The sequence below is a fragment of the Alteromonas aquimaris genome, assembly GCF_026183695.1.
Classification (GTDB): domain Bacteria; phylum Pseudomonadota; class Gammaproteobacteria; order Enterobacterales; family Alteromonadaceae; genus Alteromonas; species Alteromonas aquimaris.
In genome coordinates this window covers 497,531-514,903 of the sequence record NZ_JAPFRD010000002.1, presented here as the reverse complement: position 1 = coordinate 514,903, position 17,373 = coordinate 497,531, and the positions used below count along the sequence as shown (strand labels likewise).

Sequence of the window (17,373 nt, the reverse complement as noted above, 5' to 3'; positions counted from 1 at the left end):
AGCTCGCGATTATAAACGAGACGCGCCACATTACCAATCACCGATTTCAAATTGCTTAATAACTTGCTGAACGGAAGTGTTTGATCCGAGTTCCTAACAAGGCCATGACCATAAAAAACGTTATAAGTGCCAATCCAATGGTTAGCGACACATGCCAAATTTGTTGAACTAAAGTTAATCCATTAAAATCAACGTCGGCACCATACCAAACAATCGCGATGGCCATGCAAACACTTGCGACAACAATACGCAAAAGAAAGTTACGCGTCAGCTGACTCACCCTGAATACACCTTGCTGATGCAAGGTAAAATAGAGTAACCCGGCGTTCATGGTAGCCGATAAGCTCGTGGCAATTGCCAAGCCTATATAGCCGTATGGTATGGCAAAAATCAGATTAAAGACCATATTGGCAACCATACACCAGATACCAAATTTGACCGGCGTTTTCAGATCCTGTCGCGAGTAATACCCGGGCGCCAGAACTTTCACTAACATAAAACTCAATAGTCCAAACGAATAGGCTGTCAGTGAATAAGAGGCCATGCGGGCGGTTTCAGCGGTAAACGCGCCCCGTTGAAAGATCACGGTGAGAATTTCTTCCGCCATAACTCCCAACCCGACCGCTGCCGGCAGGCCCAGTAGGCACACCATTCGCACCGCCCAGTCCATATTGGCGCTAAATCCCTGTGAATCCTTGCCGACATGATTTTTCGATAAAGTGGGTAAAATGACTGTGGCAATGGCTATGCCAAACAATCCGAGCGGAAATTCCAATAGTCGGTCAGAATAATACAACCAGCTAATTGAGCCTGTCATAAGAAAGCTGGCAATAAAGGTATCGAAGAGCAAGTTTATCTGGCCCACTGACACACCAAAAAGTGCCGGGATCATTAACTTTCTTACCTTCCTGACATTGGGGTCATGCCAGCCCCATTTCGGTTTTACTAGTAAACCCGCGCGAAATAAAAACGGAAGTTGAAATACCAATTGCAAGATACCGCCGGCAAACACTCCCCAGGCCAACGCAAACGCAGGCTGTTCAAGATCCGGCGCAAGTAAAACGGCAAAGAGGATAATGGCAACATTCAGTAATACTGGGGTAAACGCGGCCACCGCAAACTTGTTCAGTGTATTTAAAATAGCACCAGCGAGCCCGGTTAAAGACACGAACGCTAAATACGGAAAGGTGATTTTAAGCATCAGGGAAGCTAGTTCAAACTTTGCGCCATCCGGCCTGTCTTGTAACCAGTCGATAAACCATCCCGTACCGAACAGGGCGGCCAGGAGCGGCGATGCAATCACACCAATTAAGGAAACGATAAAAACAATGGCGCCTAGCGTACCTGAGACCTTCGCCACAAATTCTCGCAGCTTTTGTTTATCGTCTTCATGATGGACTTCAGTTAAAACTGGGATAAATGCTTGAGCAAAAGCCCCCTCTGCAAATAAGCGCCGCAAAAAATTGGGGATTTTATTAGCAAAGAAAAATACGTCTGCCGCCGCGCCGTCTCCCATCAAGCGAGCCACTATTACGTCCCGCGCCAATCCCATCACTCGGGAAATCAGCGTCATGACGCTCACAATCAGGCCGGATTTTAATAACTTTCTCGACACGTAAATATCACTTATACTGCGTTGCGGCTTTGGGCATTCATCATAGCTTAAGGCGGTTACAGGAAAAAGCCGTATGCAGGCAGGTTTGAGATTTTCTTTTGAAAATTATTACCTTTAAATACACTGAGTGGATGTGCTGTGATAAAAACAGCGAAATAGTTTGACATTTGCTCAGTTGCTAAGCATAATCCGCACCCTCGTTTTTGACATGAATTTATTTTGGGAGTTACACCTTGGCTAACATTAAGTCTGCTAAGAAACGTGCAATTCAAGCCGAAAAGCGTCGTCAGCATAATGCCAGCCGTCGCTCAATGACTCGTACCAGCATCAAGAAAGTAGTAGCGGCTATCAATAGTGGCGACAAAGAAAGCGCGCAAACCGCTTTCGCCGCGGCCACTCCTATTCTTGACAGAATGGCTACCAAAGGTTTGATTCACAAGAACAAAGCTGCTCGTCATAAGAGCCGTTTAGCTGCGCAAATCAAAGCGATGAGCTAAGCTGGTTTTAGACCATGCAGTTGAAAAAAGCGCCTTTGGGCGCTTTTTTTATATGTGAATGAGAACCCAGCTTTAGTGAACTGGTACTAAGCAGCGGTGCCGGGTTGAATAAATGTAACCTGATGGCGCTGTCCTATGTCAGGCATCTTAGTTAAATCGTCTGGAAGTGTCTTCACGCTGTCGTTAATTTCCTGGAAAAAGTGGTGCGAATGTCCCGGAGATTCAAAGGCAATGAGCAAGCCTTCCTGGTCGGACAGCCCTTTAAATGCATGTACCGCATTAGCTGGTGCTAATACATAGTCACCTTCCTTCAGTACATGCTGGTCACCATTTAAGGTAAATTCAACCTCTCCTTTGAGCACATAAAAGGCTTCATCCCACGGGTGTTGATGCGGCGGCGCTCCAAGCCCCTTCGGTACCGTATTAAGCATACTGGAGTAACGGCCCTGAGTGTCATCCGTCGTACATAGAAACTTGATTTGCATACCCAACACATTCAGCCAGATACCGTCTTGAGCATGTCTAATTAGTGGAGAAGTTGCCATTATTTTGCCTTTTTGCTCGGACTCTAGATAAAAAGTAGGTTATAACATACAATAAGTCAACATGGCATAACGTATGACAACGATATTTTATGAGTGCATTACTGGAAAAAAAAGCCGCTTTTACGGTTAATCTGCTGATTGAAGCGGCCTGTGAACTGCTTGAGCACACCGACATACACGAACTTAGCTTCAAAAAGGTAGCTGAACAAGCAGACATATCTCAACGGACGATGTTTCGCTATTTTAAGACGCGGGATGACTTCTTGGACGCCCTTACGGCAAGGCTTTATTCCGACTTAGCCTTACCTGATGTACCTGACAACGTTGAAGACCTGACAGACTACATTGCCACTCTATATAAAAAGTTAGAGGCCCAGCCCCGCAAAGTAATGGTTTTGTTAAGTGCCGACCTGCTACCAAGGATAATTAAGACTTCAGCGAAGCAGCGTTTAGCGGCTCTGGAGATACTTCTCTCTAAATCATATCCTGATGCAAAAGCCTCGGACATCAAAAAAACCGCAGCCAATCTGCGATATGTAATGAGCGCGAGTAGTTGGCGTTATTACCGCATGTATTTTGAGTTTAGCCCGCAAATGGCCACAGAATGTGCGCAATTGTTAGTTAAGCAAGCGATTAATCACCTCACTCTACAATGTAAAACGGTGCCCATAAGCCGCGGTCAATAATCGTTAAGACTAAGGCATGAGTGAGGTACCGCGTAAGGTGGCGACGGGGGGAAGAAATTTTTCATTAAAATTTTTCCACTCTATTTGCCAAATCCCGCAACTTGTCATACATTATGACAGTTGGTGTCAACATGTGACATATTTGCTGTTTGTGTGTCGCTTTTCATCCTCAGGTTACCTGGAGAAAAGACAATGAACACAGTAGTGAAAAAACCTCGCTATTCCCTCTCACTTTGTATGGCCATACTAGTAGGCAGTGCCAGTCTTATGATTTCCATCCCATCTTCCGCTGGGAGTTCTTCGCCCAGCCTTCATGCACGCAGCACAGACTTAGCGAAAATTCGCGCTTCCACAAACCAGTTCAAAAAGATCGAGAACGCTTTAGGGGCAGGCTATATCAGCTCGATAGATTTAGGGGCGGGCTGTTCTACGGCTGAATCGGAAGGTCACCCTTCCCAACTAGGGGCCATGGGAATACATCTGGTAGATCTGCAAGACTTTGGTTCACCAGAGTTTGATTTCCACAATCCCAGTGTGCTGGTATATGTTCCAAAATCGCCGAACGCCCAATGTAGTTACACCACGGATGAATTAATGAACAACAAGAGTTGTCGCGATAACTTATCATTGGCTGCGGTTGAAGAAGTGGTCTTTGCTCATCTGATAGATGTCGAAGAAAGAGAAGGATACTGGGATAATGTGCCGACATTTCATGAACAGCAGTTTTACTACCTGCACGATAATCCATCCACATTCTGGGTGGATGAAGCGCATGGCTTCCCTCCACATTATGCTTTACATATCTGGTTATTTAAACATAACCCGGCGGGCTTATTCGCTCCTTGGAATCCACGGGTGAAGTGTCCTGATTCACTTAGTCATCACTAACAAGCTGTTTATTGCCGGATACAGCCTGTGTATCTGGCAACAATAACTGATAAACGAAGTGCTATTTATAGGCAGTTAATATAAATGCACGATATCGAGTGCTTGGTCAGCATAAATGTCATTTAACATCGATTCATTATTTTTGCGAAAGCTTTGCGTCACTCAATCAAATAAGTATAGATCGAAAATAAGTTCACCAGAATCTTAAACCTTTCCAATTCGAGCTCGTCGGCTACTGCATCTCATTGTGTCTTAAGTAAAAGATTGATGACAGAATCTGCACGTTGAACTGCCTATTATCTGAACAGTCACCTCAGTATAGTGGAAAAATGTCCATTCACTTTCAGTGTAAAAATACCATGTATAAAGTTAGCGCTCGTTTCACATTCGTTATTCTCTGCCTTGTCGCGTTGAACGCTCACGCCAGTCCGCTGGTGATTGGTGAAAAGCGCTCCTTTACATCCACTTTGTTAAATGAGCAAAGAACGCTTCAAATATTTCTACCAGAATCATATGACTAAGGGCTGTCACGCTATCCCGTAATGTATATTATTGATGGTCAACGCTATTTCTTACATGCAGTTGCTCACCAACAGTCATTGCGCTTTCAGGATAAAACGCCAGAGATGATTGTGATTGGTATAACTACTGATAATAAAAAAAGGCGACAATGGCTTTATCCGCAAAGAGAGACGTTTATGGCGTTTCTGGCACAAGAACTGGTGCCGTGGGTTGACAAAAACTACCGCACATCTGAAGAACGGTTATATTTTGGTTGGGAAATGGCTGGCGGCTTGGTTCCCGACCTCGTTTCCTCCCATCCCGCGTTATTTCAAGCCATCTTCATGGCAAGCCCATCGCATATTAATCATCAACGAATAGAGCGTATAGAACAGTATTTACAAAAGCCTACGCATCAGCATTTCATTTACGCCACATTAGCGGAAGTGGAAACATGGTCTACCGCAGGTATGTCTGATCTTCAGCAAGCTGTAACATCAGCGAAAAACGCGTCGGTTAATTTGCAATACCATCTGCTTGCTCATCAAGATCATTACACCACCCCACTGCTAACGATTGACAATGGTTTACTGAGCTACTATTCAGATTATGGGCCATTACGGTTCTACAGTTTACAAGAATTCGAAGACTTCGGTGGCTTACCAGCTTTACAAAAGCATTACGCAAAAAGAGGTAAGCGTTATGGCGTTAGTAAAAATATCCATGACGATACGAAACATTACCTTTTGAACCAAGCGTTAAAAGAAAACAACTTACCCCTGTTCCAAATTCTGGAAGAAAGCTTTGACGGTTTCGTCGAACATTATTACAAAAGAGAATTCTGGTTTGAGAGAATTGCCAATGCCTACCTTGCATTGGGTGAGTCAGAAAAAGCTATTGAAGTATTACAAGCCGGTATCCGAAAGTTACCAGACGCCCATAGCCTATACGCAGCCCTTGGAAAGTTGCATAGTCAGTCTGCAAATACAGAGCGCGCTGTTGAAAATTATAAAAAGGCTATCGAACTGACGACAGCCGATATTAAACTACAACAAACGTACCAAAATGAATTAAGTCGACTTGCAAGAGAAAAATAGAACCGGCGTGCTCGTATAGATCCACGATTGCACGTAGATAGGATGGGAAATGCGAATTTCAGCATCAAAATCTATTCTGGATTAGTCACCACTTAATCTGGCATTTTTAACAACAGAGCGCGATCAAACCTGACAGTCTCTTGTGTACGAGGAGCGGTCCTCAAAGAACGTCATCTCCGCGAATGCGGAGATCTGTTTCGTCCAATTGTAATGTTGAGTAGCTCTTTTTGAAGTTACGATAACAGTTTTTGAGGTGCCCATTTCTATGGGAATGACGACTCTTCGAAGATGCACCTTTAACGACGGCAATTTGTCATTAGTTGCCCATCTCTTCTGCAACCGAAAGTGTCGAGTCAAATGCTAAACACTAAACTGCGCATCAAGCCGGCTCACCCCTACTCCACTATTTTTCGCAACTTTAATTTGTGTAGTGATACGCTCTTTCATCGCTTCAATATGACTGATCACCCCGATCATCTTGCCGGTTGCATTCAGGTTATCCAGCGCATCCAAAGCGATATCCAGCGTCTCAGCATCCAACGTGCCAAACCCTTCATCCAAAAAGAGTGAGTCGATACTGGTTTTGTGACTGACCAAATCAGATAATGCGAGTGCCAACGCCAGACTAACCAGAAAGCTTTCACCGCCAGAAAGGGTTTTGGTATCCCGTTGCACATCTCCTTGCCAGGTATCCAGGACACTTAATGCCAGCCCTTCGCCATCGCGGCGTTTCAGCAAATAGCGACCATGCAGGCGGTCTAACTGCTTGTTTGCGAGGTAAATCAGATTATCCAAAGTCAGGCCCTGAGCGAACTTTCTGAATTTATCACCGTTAGCTGAGCCTATCAGTGAGTGCAAATAAGTTACATCATCGTACTTCTGTTGTTGCGTTTGAATTTGCTCAGTGAGCTGATCAAGACGTTCACGTTGATTGCGATCATTTATTAATTGCTGATCGATCTGCCCTTTCTGGTTCAGCAGGGTCTCTTTTTCCTGATTCAGCTTACGCAGTTTCTCTTCTACATAGCTTGCTGGCTCTCTCTCCCATTGTGGGGCATGCTCGTGATCGCGCAAATTCGCGACCTGGTCGTTTGCTTCATCGAGTAACGTTTGCGCCTTTTGCCGGGCTTCGACCAGTTCGCTTCTTAGCGTAGCAAGCCGATTACGCTCGTCCTCAGGAAGCAGAGCCTGCTCAAATTCAGCCTCAGACCCGAAAGAGCTTTGGCTTAGCAAGGCTTGCCACTTTTGCTGCTGTTCTTCTACAGTCATCTGCTGTTCTGTGAAACTTGTTTGCAGAATATTAAGTGATGTAACAACGTCAGCATAAGACTGCTCAATTGCTTTGCTTAGATGATACTGTTCCTCTCTTTTTTGCTCAGCTTGCGCCACTTTCTCGTTTAACTGTAAACGTGCATCGGCAACGACTGAATTACCAAACAGGGCAAAACGTTCTCGATTTAGGGTCGCTATTTCCTCTGCTAATGAGTCAGACTCAAGGCGCATTTGTTTTAGCTCTGCATTGAGCGCATCGAGCTGTCTGGAAATAGCACTATGTTCAGTTTGTTTGACCGACATTTTCTTGCTAAGAGTTTGCATGTTGTCGTTATGCTTTTGAAACTCGACCACATCCTCGCGCTTGCGCTCAATCCACGCACCCAACTCTGATAATGTCGGCTCAAACCCATTTTCTTTAATTTCAAAAAGCAGCGCTTTTTCAGTCTCACCGATCTTCTGGATTTTATTTGCCTGTTGCGAGATTATTTTTTCAAGATTTAAGAGTGTGGTTTGCGCCTGTTGCCTGAGCAATTTCAGTTCGCTGCCTGCTTTTTCCAAATCCCGTTCAGCCTGAGTGAGATTTTCTTTTGCCTGCTGAGCGTCCTTCGTCAATTGACGCAATAATTTAAGCTGCGCTTCAACGTCTTGCGATTGTGTGTGCAGATTTACTTCAATCGCCGCCAAGCCTTCGGTATCACTTATTTGCACATTGGCTTGCAACTGTTTGAGTGACTCCTGCCAGGAAACACGCATTTTATTCAGTTCTTGTTCCTGTGCCGACAGGCGCGTGTTGACCTCCTGCAGATGGCGGTTATTTGCGTCCAGTTCGGCGCGTACATGCTTGCCTTCTTCTTCGATCTGTTTGAATTTTGTTTCAGCATCAGCACGACGTTGCACAGCGTGAGGAATATTGACTACGTCGCCATGGCATTTAGGGTGCTCTAACGCGCCGCACAATGGGCACTCCTCTCCCTGCTGAAGTTGCTGACGATAATACTGCAACTGCTCTTCCTGACTAATTAACATGTTCAGGTCATTGATTTGCTGCTGATACTGACGAAATTGTTCCATGCATTTCGTTCTGGTTTGCGTGAGCGTTTCAACATTTCTGGTTAACGTTGCTAATTGGGTCCTATTGTAATTAAACTCATCCTCCACCTTAAGATAGGCTTGCTGAACTGACTGCGCTCGGTGAAACGCAGGCCAACGGGAGTGGAGGCTATTTAGACTGGCGGTCAGCGTCTCTTCATCGGCCAGGCCTGCCTGCTGCCACCGCTGCGCTTGCTCGTCAACCCGCTGTTGACACTCAAGCATCTTTTTTTCATGTGAGTGTAACTGTTCGTTAAGGGTGCCAATTTTTTCATCGTCGCGCTGTTGCTGTTCAGTGAGCTTTGTCACTTCATCAGTCATTTCATCCAGCGATTGCCGTTCTTGCATGAGTTGCTGCACTTGCACGGCCCAACCATTGAGATGCTGTTCCAGCAATGCATCAGATTGATGTGATTCGATATACGCGGCAGCAGTCTTGTGTTGTGCACTTAGCTGATTAAGTTCGCTCTTAATTTCATGCATTTGCTGTTTAAGCGTGGCTGACTGCATATCGAGTCGCTGCAGATCTCGTTGTTTGTCGGTGTGCTTACTATTTAACGCATCAATTTTCGTATCCAGCGGCTGCACTTTCTCATTAATTAGCTGTTCTTGCGCTTTTGCTTGTTGTCTGACAGTCTGCATCGCCCTGTCGGCCTGGTGCAACGCTTCAGAGGCTTGTTCCAGCTGTGTATGTTGTTGGGATTTTATCCGTTGCTTTTCGTCAATCTGCTTATTTAGTTTTTCAAGTTCATTACGCGAGGTATTAAGCAACGTCCAAGGCATACGCAAGCGTTCCGCAGGCTCGCTTCTTGCCAGCCTGTTAAGCTTGCTTTTAGCCTTATCCAACGCCTGTTCAGCCTGCTCTGTGCGAGCTTTTGCCTGAGTTTTTTTGTGTTCAGCAAGCGTCAGGGTTTCCCACCACTGTTGATGTGCACGTGCCTGGCTGATTTGCGCGTCCAGTACGTTCTGCTTTGATAAAAGGTCATGTTGTTGGTTTTGAAGTTGCTGCTTTTGCTCCGCTGTGAGTAGCTGAAAGCTTTCCGCTTGAACATTGAGTTCGCGTAATGCCCGCTTTTCTTCAGCATGACGGTCGTGTACACGGCGAGAAATTTGCCCATAAATTTCGGTCCCCGTCAGCTCTTCAAGTAGTTCAGCGCGGTCGGCTTCGTTGGCGTTTAAAAACGCAGCAAAATCGCCCTGTGACAGCATCATCGATTTGGTGAAGCGACCAAAATCCAAGCCTGTCAGCGCTTCCAGCGCTTCATTTTTTTGCCTGACCTGGGTGGCCAGCACAGTGCCTGTTGCGACCTCTGCCAGTTCAGTGTCTGCCGGCTGAAGATTGCCATCCGCGTTACCTCTGGCGCGGCGCATGCTCCAGAAAGCCCGATACGCCTTCCCTTTCACCTCAAATTCGACCTCAGCTAAACACTCTGCAGTACCCCTGCTCATGATCTCATTTGACGATATTGAAATTGCACCCAATCGCGGAGTTTGATGATACAGCGCCAGACAAATTGCATCTAAAAGTGTTGTTTTACCCGCGCCGGTGGGACCGGTAATGGCAAATAATCCATTTTCATTAAACGGCGCGCGCGTAAAATCAATTTTCCACTCCCCTTTCAAAGAATTCAGGTTTTTAAACCGCAGTGACAAAATTTTCATTCATCCGCCCCCTGATGCTGTACTTCAGACAAAATTTGTTCAAACGACTGATAAATGCGAGCGCGCTTTGCTATCTCATCGCTACTTTCAAAATTTTCCATCTCGAGGCGTTTTTCAAATACTTCATGAGGAGTCAGTTCTGCCAAGGTCTCGGTCTGTTGTTGGGCGAGTAATTGACGTCGCTGATTTCGACTGCGCCGCAGTTGCAGAATTTCAACATTTAACCCTTCTACCATTGCCTGAACACGCTGCTGCAAATCGGACAGGTAATCCTGTGTATCCACCTCCACGCATAACCACACTGGCTTACCTTCAGCTGTGTTTTTAAAATCAGTTAGTGCGGCTTGGATCTCCGTCAGGCTACCTTTTAATACGGCCATGGGTTGAAAGCTTGGCACGTTAACAGGCGTCAACGCTTTGCGACTGGCACCAGCAAATTCTACCAGCATGACCTGTTTTTGCGTATTAAGCTCATCAAAACTAAGGGGTATAGGAGAGCCGCTATAACGGATATGCTCTGAGCGTGCGACGACTTGCGGCTTATGAATATGACCCAGCGCAATATAATCTGCCGGAGGAAACCCGTCCGCGGCAAATCCGTCTAGCGTGCCAATATAGATGTCTCTCACGCTTTCTGACTGACTCACACCTAATGCAGTAAGATGGCCGGTGGCTATAATAGGGACGTCAAGTTCAAGCACTTGCTTGCGCTTAATTGCTAGCTCGAAAAGCTGTTGATAATGACGCTTTATCGCTTCACCTAAAGCCTGACGCTTTTCCAATCCCGTTTCGCCTGACTGACTTTGCAGCACGTCCCGGGGACGAATAAAAGGTACCGCACAGAGTATTGCTCCTACCTCACCGTTTCTGTTGGGAAGTGAAAAAACCTGCTTATCTAGTTCCCCACCGGTACTGGCGACCACAAACGTATTCAGACAAGCAAGGAGTTGCCTGGATTCGTTTAAGGTTGAAACTGAATCATGATTTCCGCCTAAGACCACTAACACACAATTTAGTTTTTGTAGATCCACCACAAACTGATTGTACATTTCCCTGGCATAACTGGGTGGAGCGCCAGTATCAAAGACATCCCCTGCAATAAGGACCACATCTATCTTTTCCGCTGCCACCAGTTCAAGTAACCAAGAAATAAATGCCTGGTGTTCGTCCTTACGGCTTTTTGTAAAAAAGTTTTGCCCTAGATGCCAGTCAGATGTATGCAGTATTTTCATTGTGTTTATTATTGCAGTCCGAAAAGAGTTGTTTAACAGTGCGGTCGGGTCACTTAGCAGAAACTGCAAAGCTGAAGAATATTATCACACGCCACTTTCAAAATGTGGCTCTTCTAGCCAATCTTTTTCGAAGCAATAGCACAACGTAACTTTGACGAATTAATGTCGTCCAGTTCAAGCGAACTTGTTTATTGATGTTTTATATAAATGACTTTCAAGCAAATGTGTACTGGGGTAACCTTTACCTATACACGTGAACAGGGGCGGGTTTTGATTAGAATTATCGTACTTATTCCATTAATTTTAAGTTTATTATGGATTGGCTATTTAAAGGCTAATAACTATACCTTGGACCAAGGTAAGCAAGGCTTTATCTATATTTTCGTAATTTCTTCGGTAATTGGTTTGTTTTATACACTTATGCTGTTTCTCACACATTAAAAATCTTGCGCTTTAGGTCACGCTAATTTTGCCCACCCTGTAGTTTTTTTTAAAATGGAAGAACACGACTTGCCGTTCCCCATTGAATCTTACGACCGCGCTCCCCGACTTGCTCAGCCTACAAACAGACCCATAGACTGATAGGTAACAATAAAAAAAGGTCAGTTATGAAACTGACCTTTTAAAATAAACTCAAGTTAACGAGGTAAACGACTAAATTTTGTTGATACTTACTTCAGCATCAGCTCGGAGCGCGTCGACAAAGCTTTGATAAGTTTGTTGGCTTTCCATGGTCGCTAAGCGCTGGCGGAATGTTGCCAACGTTGCTGAGTCTGGTTTGTCCGCATGATTAACCTTTGTTAACTCCACCAGTCCCACGTTGCCGGAAGTTAACAAAGTGACATCTCTGCGTTTACCTTCCATTGAAAGACTGAATAACGTATCTACCATATTTCGGGCTAGCTGACCGCCTTGACGAGATACCCCTTCCGCTGTCTGCCACTCGACATTTTGCTCATTCAGCATCGCGCTTACATCTTCTTCAGCATTCAATTTTTCCGCCACGTCTAATGCCCACGCTTCCGCTGCTTTTTGAGCCTTTTGGTCGCGCAGTGTCGCTTCAATACCCTCTCGTACTTCAGCTAATTCCTGAGTTCGCTGAGGCTCATGAGCTACCACCCGGAAAAACGCTACAGTGCTATCATCTAATTCAATAATATCACTGTTAACGCGGTCTTGAATTAACTCATCAGAGAACGCCACTTCTATTGCATTGGGGGTGTTAAATTGGGCTGGAGCGGTATTACGCGTGAACAACTCTGTTGTTTGAACGTTTGTTGCTGCAACGTTCGCCACTTCTTCCAAGGAGTCAGGCATTTCAAACGCGACTTCTGCCATGCGGTTTTGCAGTTCGAAGAATCTCTCTGTCGCCTTATCTGTAGCAAGCTGCTCTTTAATGGTTTCACGTACCTCTTCCAATGGCGTCACCGCTTCAGGTTTAAGCTCGGTTAATTTAATAATGTGATAACCAAAATCGCTTTCAACAACATCTGAGACATCGCCTGCTTCTTTGAGATCAAAGGCGGCTTTATCGAACGCGGGGTCCATCATATCAGCTGAAATAAAGTCTAAATCCCCGCCATTTTCTGCCGAAAATGTATCATCTGAGTGCTGCTTAGCAAGTGCAGCAAAGTCTTCACCGCTTTTAATTTGGGCAAGTAGATTCTGCGCTTCCTGTTTGGCTTTATCCTGATCTTCACCAAATTCAATCAGAATATGAGAAACCCGACGCTGTTCTTCCGCAACAAATCGCCCTTTATTCTCTTCGTACCAATTACTGATTTCATCCTCAGACACGCTTACATCTTGCTTAAGCTCGTCAACAGAAAGCAGTACATACGCTAATTTTACCTGTTCCTCAGTATCAAAGGCAGTAATATTAGCCTGATAATAATTGTTTATATCATCTTCGCTGACTTCAACGTCCTTGGCGAAGGGGGCTGCTTCAATTTGAAGATAGCGAGCATCACGTGTTTGCTGCTGTAAAAGAAACGTCTGCTCCGCTTCGCTAGGTAACGTAAACGACGTCGCGGTTAGCGCGCGCGTTAATTGTTCGCGAGTTAATTCGACACGGAGATAATTTCGAAAGTCGGCGGGTTTGAATCCATTTTGACGAAGTATTCCCTGAAAACGTTCATTATTAAACGTACCGCCCACCTGAAACTCAGGCATTTTTAAAATGGAGTCGCGGATTTGCTTATCACTGACCCGCAAACCCAGCTCTTTGGCTTTTTGCTCTATTAACTTTTCGCCGATTAAGCGTTCTAGCACGCTCTGTCTGAACTGTTCTGTGTACCCTTCACTGGCAAACAGTGAGGAGATCCCTTCACCATACTGAGCTTCCATTCGTGCGCGTTGGTTCTGATAAGCTCGTTCAAGTGTTTGTTGGCTGATCTCTTCACCATTCACAGTTGCAGCAGCAGTACCACCTGAGGAGGTCAGATAGCTACCAACCCCGGCAAATACGAAACTCAGCACAACCAGACCGATTATTACCATCGCCCAGGGCCCTTGGGAGCCTTCTCTGATTTTTTCTAGCATGACTTTACTTTAAACTCCATTACTCTCGAAATATCTATTTTCGCTGTCATTGCGAAGACAGACAAAAATTAGGCAAAATTATAACTCATTTACGCAGTTAAACGCGAAGTCTTTATACCATTGTGCATAGTGAGCCACATGACAAAGAAGCCCTAATAGAGGTATAGGTAAAACGTTGGTCAGCAAGCATCTGGCACGTTTTATTTTTAACAATGCCTAAATAAAAAAGGCGACAGCCTTAGCCATCGCCTTTTTCTTGAAATTGAAGCTTAGTTACAAGCGTCTTTCAATGCCTTACCAGCTTTGAAAGAAGGAACTTTCGCTGCTGCAATTTGGATAGTCTCACCAGTTTGTGGGTTACGACCGCTGCGAGCTGAACGCTCACGAACAGAAAAAGTACCGAAACCTACTAGTGCAACCTGATCGCCATCTTTAAGCGCTGAAGTAACAGCGTCTGTAAAAGCGTCTAATGCACGGCCCGCAGCAGCTTTAGAAATATCTGCGCCAGCAGCCATTTGGTCGATAAGTTGAGACTTGTTCACAATTATGATCCCCTTCGATTGTTATTATACTAATTGTCCTACCACTAAAGTATAGTGCCAGAGACGTTATAACAAGCTTGACAACTAACATCAAGCAATCAGTTACAATTTATTAACTTTTTATGATTCGCTGCTATCCCTTTTGTGACAAGGCTTCAAGCGAGTACCCGGTAAAGGTAACACAAGTTTAAAGAGTTGAAAGCCCTATTTTGCAAAAAATTACCATTTCAGCGATTTTATGGCTATTTTTTGTACAAAAAGTAAGATAAATCGCTACATGCCGCGCCTAGAGCGGCATGCGCGAAGGGGGATTGGTTATTTTGAGTTCACGACTTTAAACGATTCCACCGGTTCCTGAAGAGCAATATCAAGCACGTCATCAATCCATTTAACTGGGTGGATGGTTAAATCCTTCTTAACATTTTCCGGGATTTCTTCCAAATCTCGTTCATTTTCTTTTGGGATCACCACTGTTTTAATGCCACCACGGTGTGCAGCAAGCAATTTCTCCTTAAGCCCACCGATCGCCAGTACCTCACCTCGCAAGGTTATTTCGCCAGTCATCGCTACCTCACAACGAACAGGATTTCCTGTTAACGAGGACACCAGCGCTGTGCACATAGCGATACCTGCGCTGGGCCCATCTTTGGGGGTGGCTCCTTCGGGCACGTGAACGTGAATATCACGTTTTTCGTAGAAGTCGCCATTTATCCGAAGCTTCTCAGCCCGGCTACGTACTACCGTCATGGCTGTTTGAATAGATTCCTGCATGACGTCACCTAACGAGCCGGTAAAGGTGGTTTTACCTTTGCCAGGTACGGCTGTGGTTTCAATTGTTAATAAGTCCCCGCCCACTTGCGTCCAGGCAAGTCCGGTCACCTGGCCAATCTGGTTATCCTTGTCAGCTTTTCCATAGTCAAAACGCTGTACACCAAGAAAATCTTTTAAATTATCCTGGGTGACGACTACTTTTTCTTTATTTTTATTGATAAGTATATCTTTTACAGCACGACGACAAATTTTGGAGATTTCCCTCTCTAGACTTCGCACCCCCGCTTCTCGGGTGTAGTAACGAATTATACCGATGATGGCCGAATCGGTAATCTCGAGCTCTTTTTTCTTCAGACCATTTCGTTCCATTTGCTTACTGATTAAATGGCGAGTGGCGATATTTAATTTTTCATCTTCTGTGTAACCAGAAAGACGAATGACCTCCATTCTGTCCATCAACGGACCGGGCATATTCATACTGTTGGAGGTTGCTACAAACATTACATCTGATAAATCGTAGTCCACTTCAAGGTAGTGATCACTAAAACTACTGTTCTGTTCTGGGTCAAGTACCTCTAATAAAGCCGAGGCAGGATCCCCACGCATATCCGCTGACATCTTATCAATCTCATCGAGTAGGAACAGTGGATTTTTCACCCCCACCTTTGCCATCTTCTGAATCAATTTACCAGGCAAAGAACCAATATAAGTCCTGCGGTGCCCGCGAATTTCAGCCTCATCGCGCACGCCGCCTAAGGCCATACGCACATACTGGCGCCCTGTCGCTTTTGCAATGGACTGACCCAGCGATGTCTTACCGACCCCTGGAGGACCGACTAAGCAAAGTATTGGCCCTTTAAGTTTTTTCACCCGCTGTTGTACTGCCAGATATTCGATGATGCGTTCTTTTACTTTCTCCAAGCCGTAATGATCGGCATCCAGTACTTTTTCTGCTCTTGCGAGGTCACGCTTAACGGGACTGCGCTTATTCCATGGTACGTTGGTCAACCATTCGATATAACTTCTCACCACCGTGGCTTCTGCCGACATGGGCGACATCATCTTTAGTTTTTGCAATTCAGCCTTCGCCTTGCTTTCGGCTTCTTCAGGCATTTTTGCATCAGCTATTTTCTTACTGAGCGCTTCAAATTCATCGGGGGTATCATCTAATTCGCCAAGCTCCTTTTGAATCGCTTTCATCTGCTCATTCAAATAGTACTCGCGTTGGCTTTTTTCCATCTGCTTTTTCACGCGCGTACGAATTTTCTTTTCGACCTGAAGTAAATCAATTTCCCCTTCCATCAACGCCATCAAATATTCAAGACGTTCGTTGATGCTTTTCATCTCAAGAACTTTTTGTTTTTCTTGCAGTTTCAAAGGCATGTGCGCGGCCATGGTATCTGCGAGTCGCGCGGCATCATCAATGCCATTCAACGAGGTAAGCACTTCAGGCGGGATTTTTTTATTTAACTTAACGTAACCTTCAAATTGGGAAACCGCCGAACGAATGAGCACTTCTTGTTCATTTTCGGGTATTCCCTGATCAATTATCTTTTCCACACTGGCAGAAAAATACGGTTCATATTGAGAGTACTCGCCAACCTCCCCTCTTACATTTCCTTCGACCAATACTTTAACCGTGCCATCTGGCAGTTTGAGAAGTTGCAAAATAGTGGCGATAGTACCGATGGAAAATATATCTTTAGCTTCAGGTTCATCAACACTTGCGTCTTTTTGCGCAACCAAAAAAATTTGTTTGTCGTTTTCCATTGCGGCATCAAGACAGCGAATGGATTTTTCGCGACCAACAAATAAAGGTATGACCATATGGGGGTACACGACGACATCGCGAAGTGCTAACACCGGAATTTCACTGCGATTTTCACGCTCAATTGTCATACGAATTCTCTTCTTGTTAATTGTGAGTTTTTATATGGGGATAATGACACAAAGTTCAATTAAAACGAGTTCACTTAATTTATTAAAATATTCGATATTACAAAGCATAATCCTACAGATGCGAATGACACATTAAACTTTCACTTTGATGAGTTCTTTATCAACCTGGCAATTATTGAATGTTATCCTTATTCAATGAAAGTTTATACCAATTAGCACTGATGTTTGCTCACTCAGCTAGTGAATTTTGCCCTTCTGACATTCCGAGTGTGGGAAGCTTGAGTGGGTCTGAAGCTAACGCATTCAGTACCGCTCAAAAGTGAAAACAACCCCGTCCAAAGGGGGATAGAAACGACGCAAGTTCGATTTTGCTGTAACCCTGTTTCTATTTTAATCGCGTAACTTACAAGCGATTCCTCATTTCGCCTAATTTGAAAATAATCTAGGTTGTAGTTGTGATACGTGAATGGTAATCGCTTAGATGCTATACGATAAACTCACGTCGACTACCCTTTCAACCTTCAGTGTAGCCC

General features: G+C 44.8%; 11 protein-coding genes. 4 read left to right on the top strand and 7 right to left on the bottom strand.

Features of this window, described 5'->3' with window-relative positions; all coding sequences use genetic code 11:
- Positions 1-55: 55 nt before the first annotated feature.
- Positions 56-1,615, bottom strand: coding sequence for a murein biosynthesis integral membrane protein MurJ (gene murJ, locus OPS25_RS02430; RefSeq protein WP_265616052.1), 1,560 nt, complete (start codon positions 1,613-1,615; stop codon positions 56-58).
- A gap of 233 nt (positions 1,616-1,848) precedes the next feature.
- Between murJ and rpsT the strand changes: the two genes are divergently transcribed.
- On the top strand, positions 1,849-2,112 hold the full coding sequence (gene rpsT, locus OPS25_RS02425) for a 30S ribosomal protein S20 (protein ID WP_265616051.1): 264 nt from the start codon (positions 1,849-1,851) through the stop codon (positions 2,110-2,112).
- Positions 2,113-2,198: 86 nt separating this feature from the next.
- Here the strand turns inward: rpsT and OPS25_RS02420 are convergent, their stop codons facing one another.
- Positions 2,199-2,657: a cupin domain-containing protein gene (locus OPS25_RS02420; protein ID WP_265616050.1), complete on the bottom strand. Its 459-nt coding sequence runs from the start codon at positions 2,655-2,657 to the stop codon at positions 2,199-2,201.
- Between the two features lie 89 nt (positions 2,658-2,746).
- Here OPS25_RS02420 and OPS25_RS02415 point away from each other — a divergent pair, with 89 nt between their 5' ends.
- From OPS25_RS02415 to OPS25_RS02405, 3 genes are all read left to right on the top strand, one after another.
- Positions 2,747-3,343 (top strand): TetR/AcrR family transcriptional regulator, encoded by a 597-nt coding sequence (locus OPS25_RS02415; RefSeq protein WP_265616049.1) that lies wholly within the window; start codon positions 2,747-2,749, stop codon positions 3,341-3,343.
- 192 nt (positions 3,344-3,535) lie between these two features.
- A complete protein-coding gene (locus OPS25_RS02410; RefSeq protein WP_265616048.1) occupies positions 3,536-4,231 on the top strand; it encodes a hypothetical protein in 696 nt (231 codons plus the stop codon).
- 524 nt (positions 4,232-4,755) lie between these two features.
- Complete coding sequence (locus OPS25_RS02405) at positions 4,756-5,829, top strand: alpha/beta hydrolase-fold protein (RefSeq protein WP_320411945.1); 1,074 nt, start codon at positions 4,756-4,758, stop codon at positions 5,827-5,829.
- A 360-nt stretch (positions 5,830-6,189) separates the two neighbouring features.
- Here OPS25_RS02405 and OPS25_RS02400 read toward each other — a convergent pair whose 3' ends face one another.
- The 5 genes from OPS25_RS02400 to lon form a co-directional block, all read right to left on the bottom strand.
- Complete coding sequence (locus OPS25_RS02400) at positions 6,190-9,855, bottom strand: SbcC/MukB-like Walker B domain-containing protein (RefSeq protein WP_265616046.1); 3,666 nt, start codon at positions 9,853-9,855, stop codon at positions 6,190-6,192.
- Complete coding sequence (gene sbcD, locus OPS25_RS02395) at positions 9,852-11,087, bottom strand: exonuclease subunit SbcD (protein ID WP_265616045.1); 1,236 nt, start codon at positions 11,085-11,087, stop codon at positions 9,852-9,854. Before sbcD ends, OPS25_RS02400 begins: the two co-directional genes overlap by 4 nt.
- A 654-nt stretch (positions 11,088-11,741) precedes the next feature.
- Positions 11,742-13,628: a SurA N-terminal domain-containing protein gene (locus tag OPS25_RS02390; protein WP_265616044.1), complete on the bottom strand. Its 1,887-nt coding sequence runs from the start codon at positions 13,626-13,628 to the stop codon at positions 11,742-11,744.
- A gap of 269 nt (positions 13,629-13,897) precedes the next feature.
- Positions 13,898-14,170: a nucleoid-associated protein HU-beta gene (gene hupB, locus OPS25_RS02385; RefSeq protein WP_169209556.1), complete on the bottom strand. Its 273-nt coding sequence runs from the start codon at positions 14,168-14,170 to the stop codon at positions 13,898-13,900.
- Positions 14,171-14,485: 315 nt separating this feature from the next.
- Complete coding sequence (lon, locus tag OPS25_RS02380) at positions 14,486-16,840, bottom strand: endopeptidase La (protein WP_265616043.1); 2,355 nt, start codon at positions 16,838-16,840, stop codon at positions 14,486-14,488.
- Positions 16,841-17,373 lie beyond the last annotated feature (533 nt).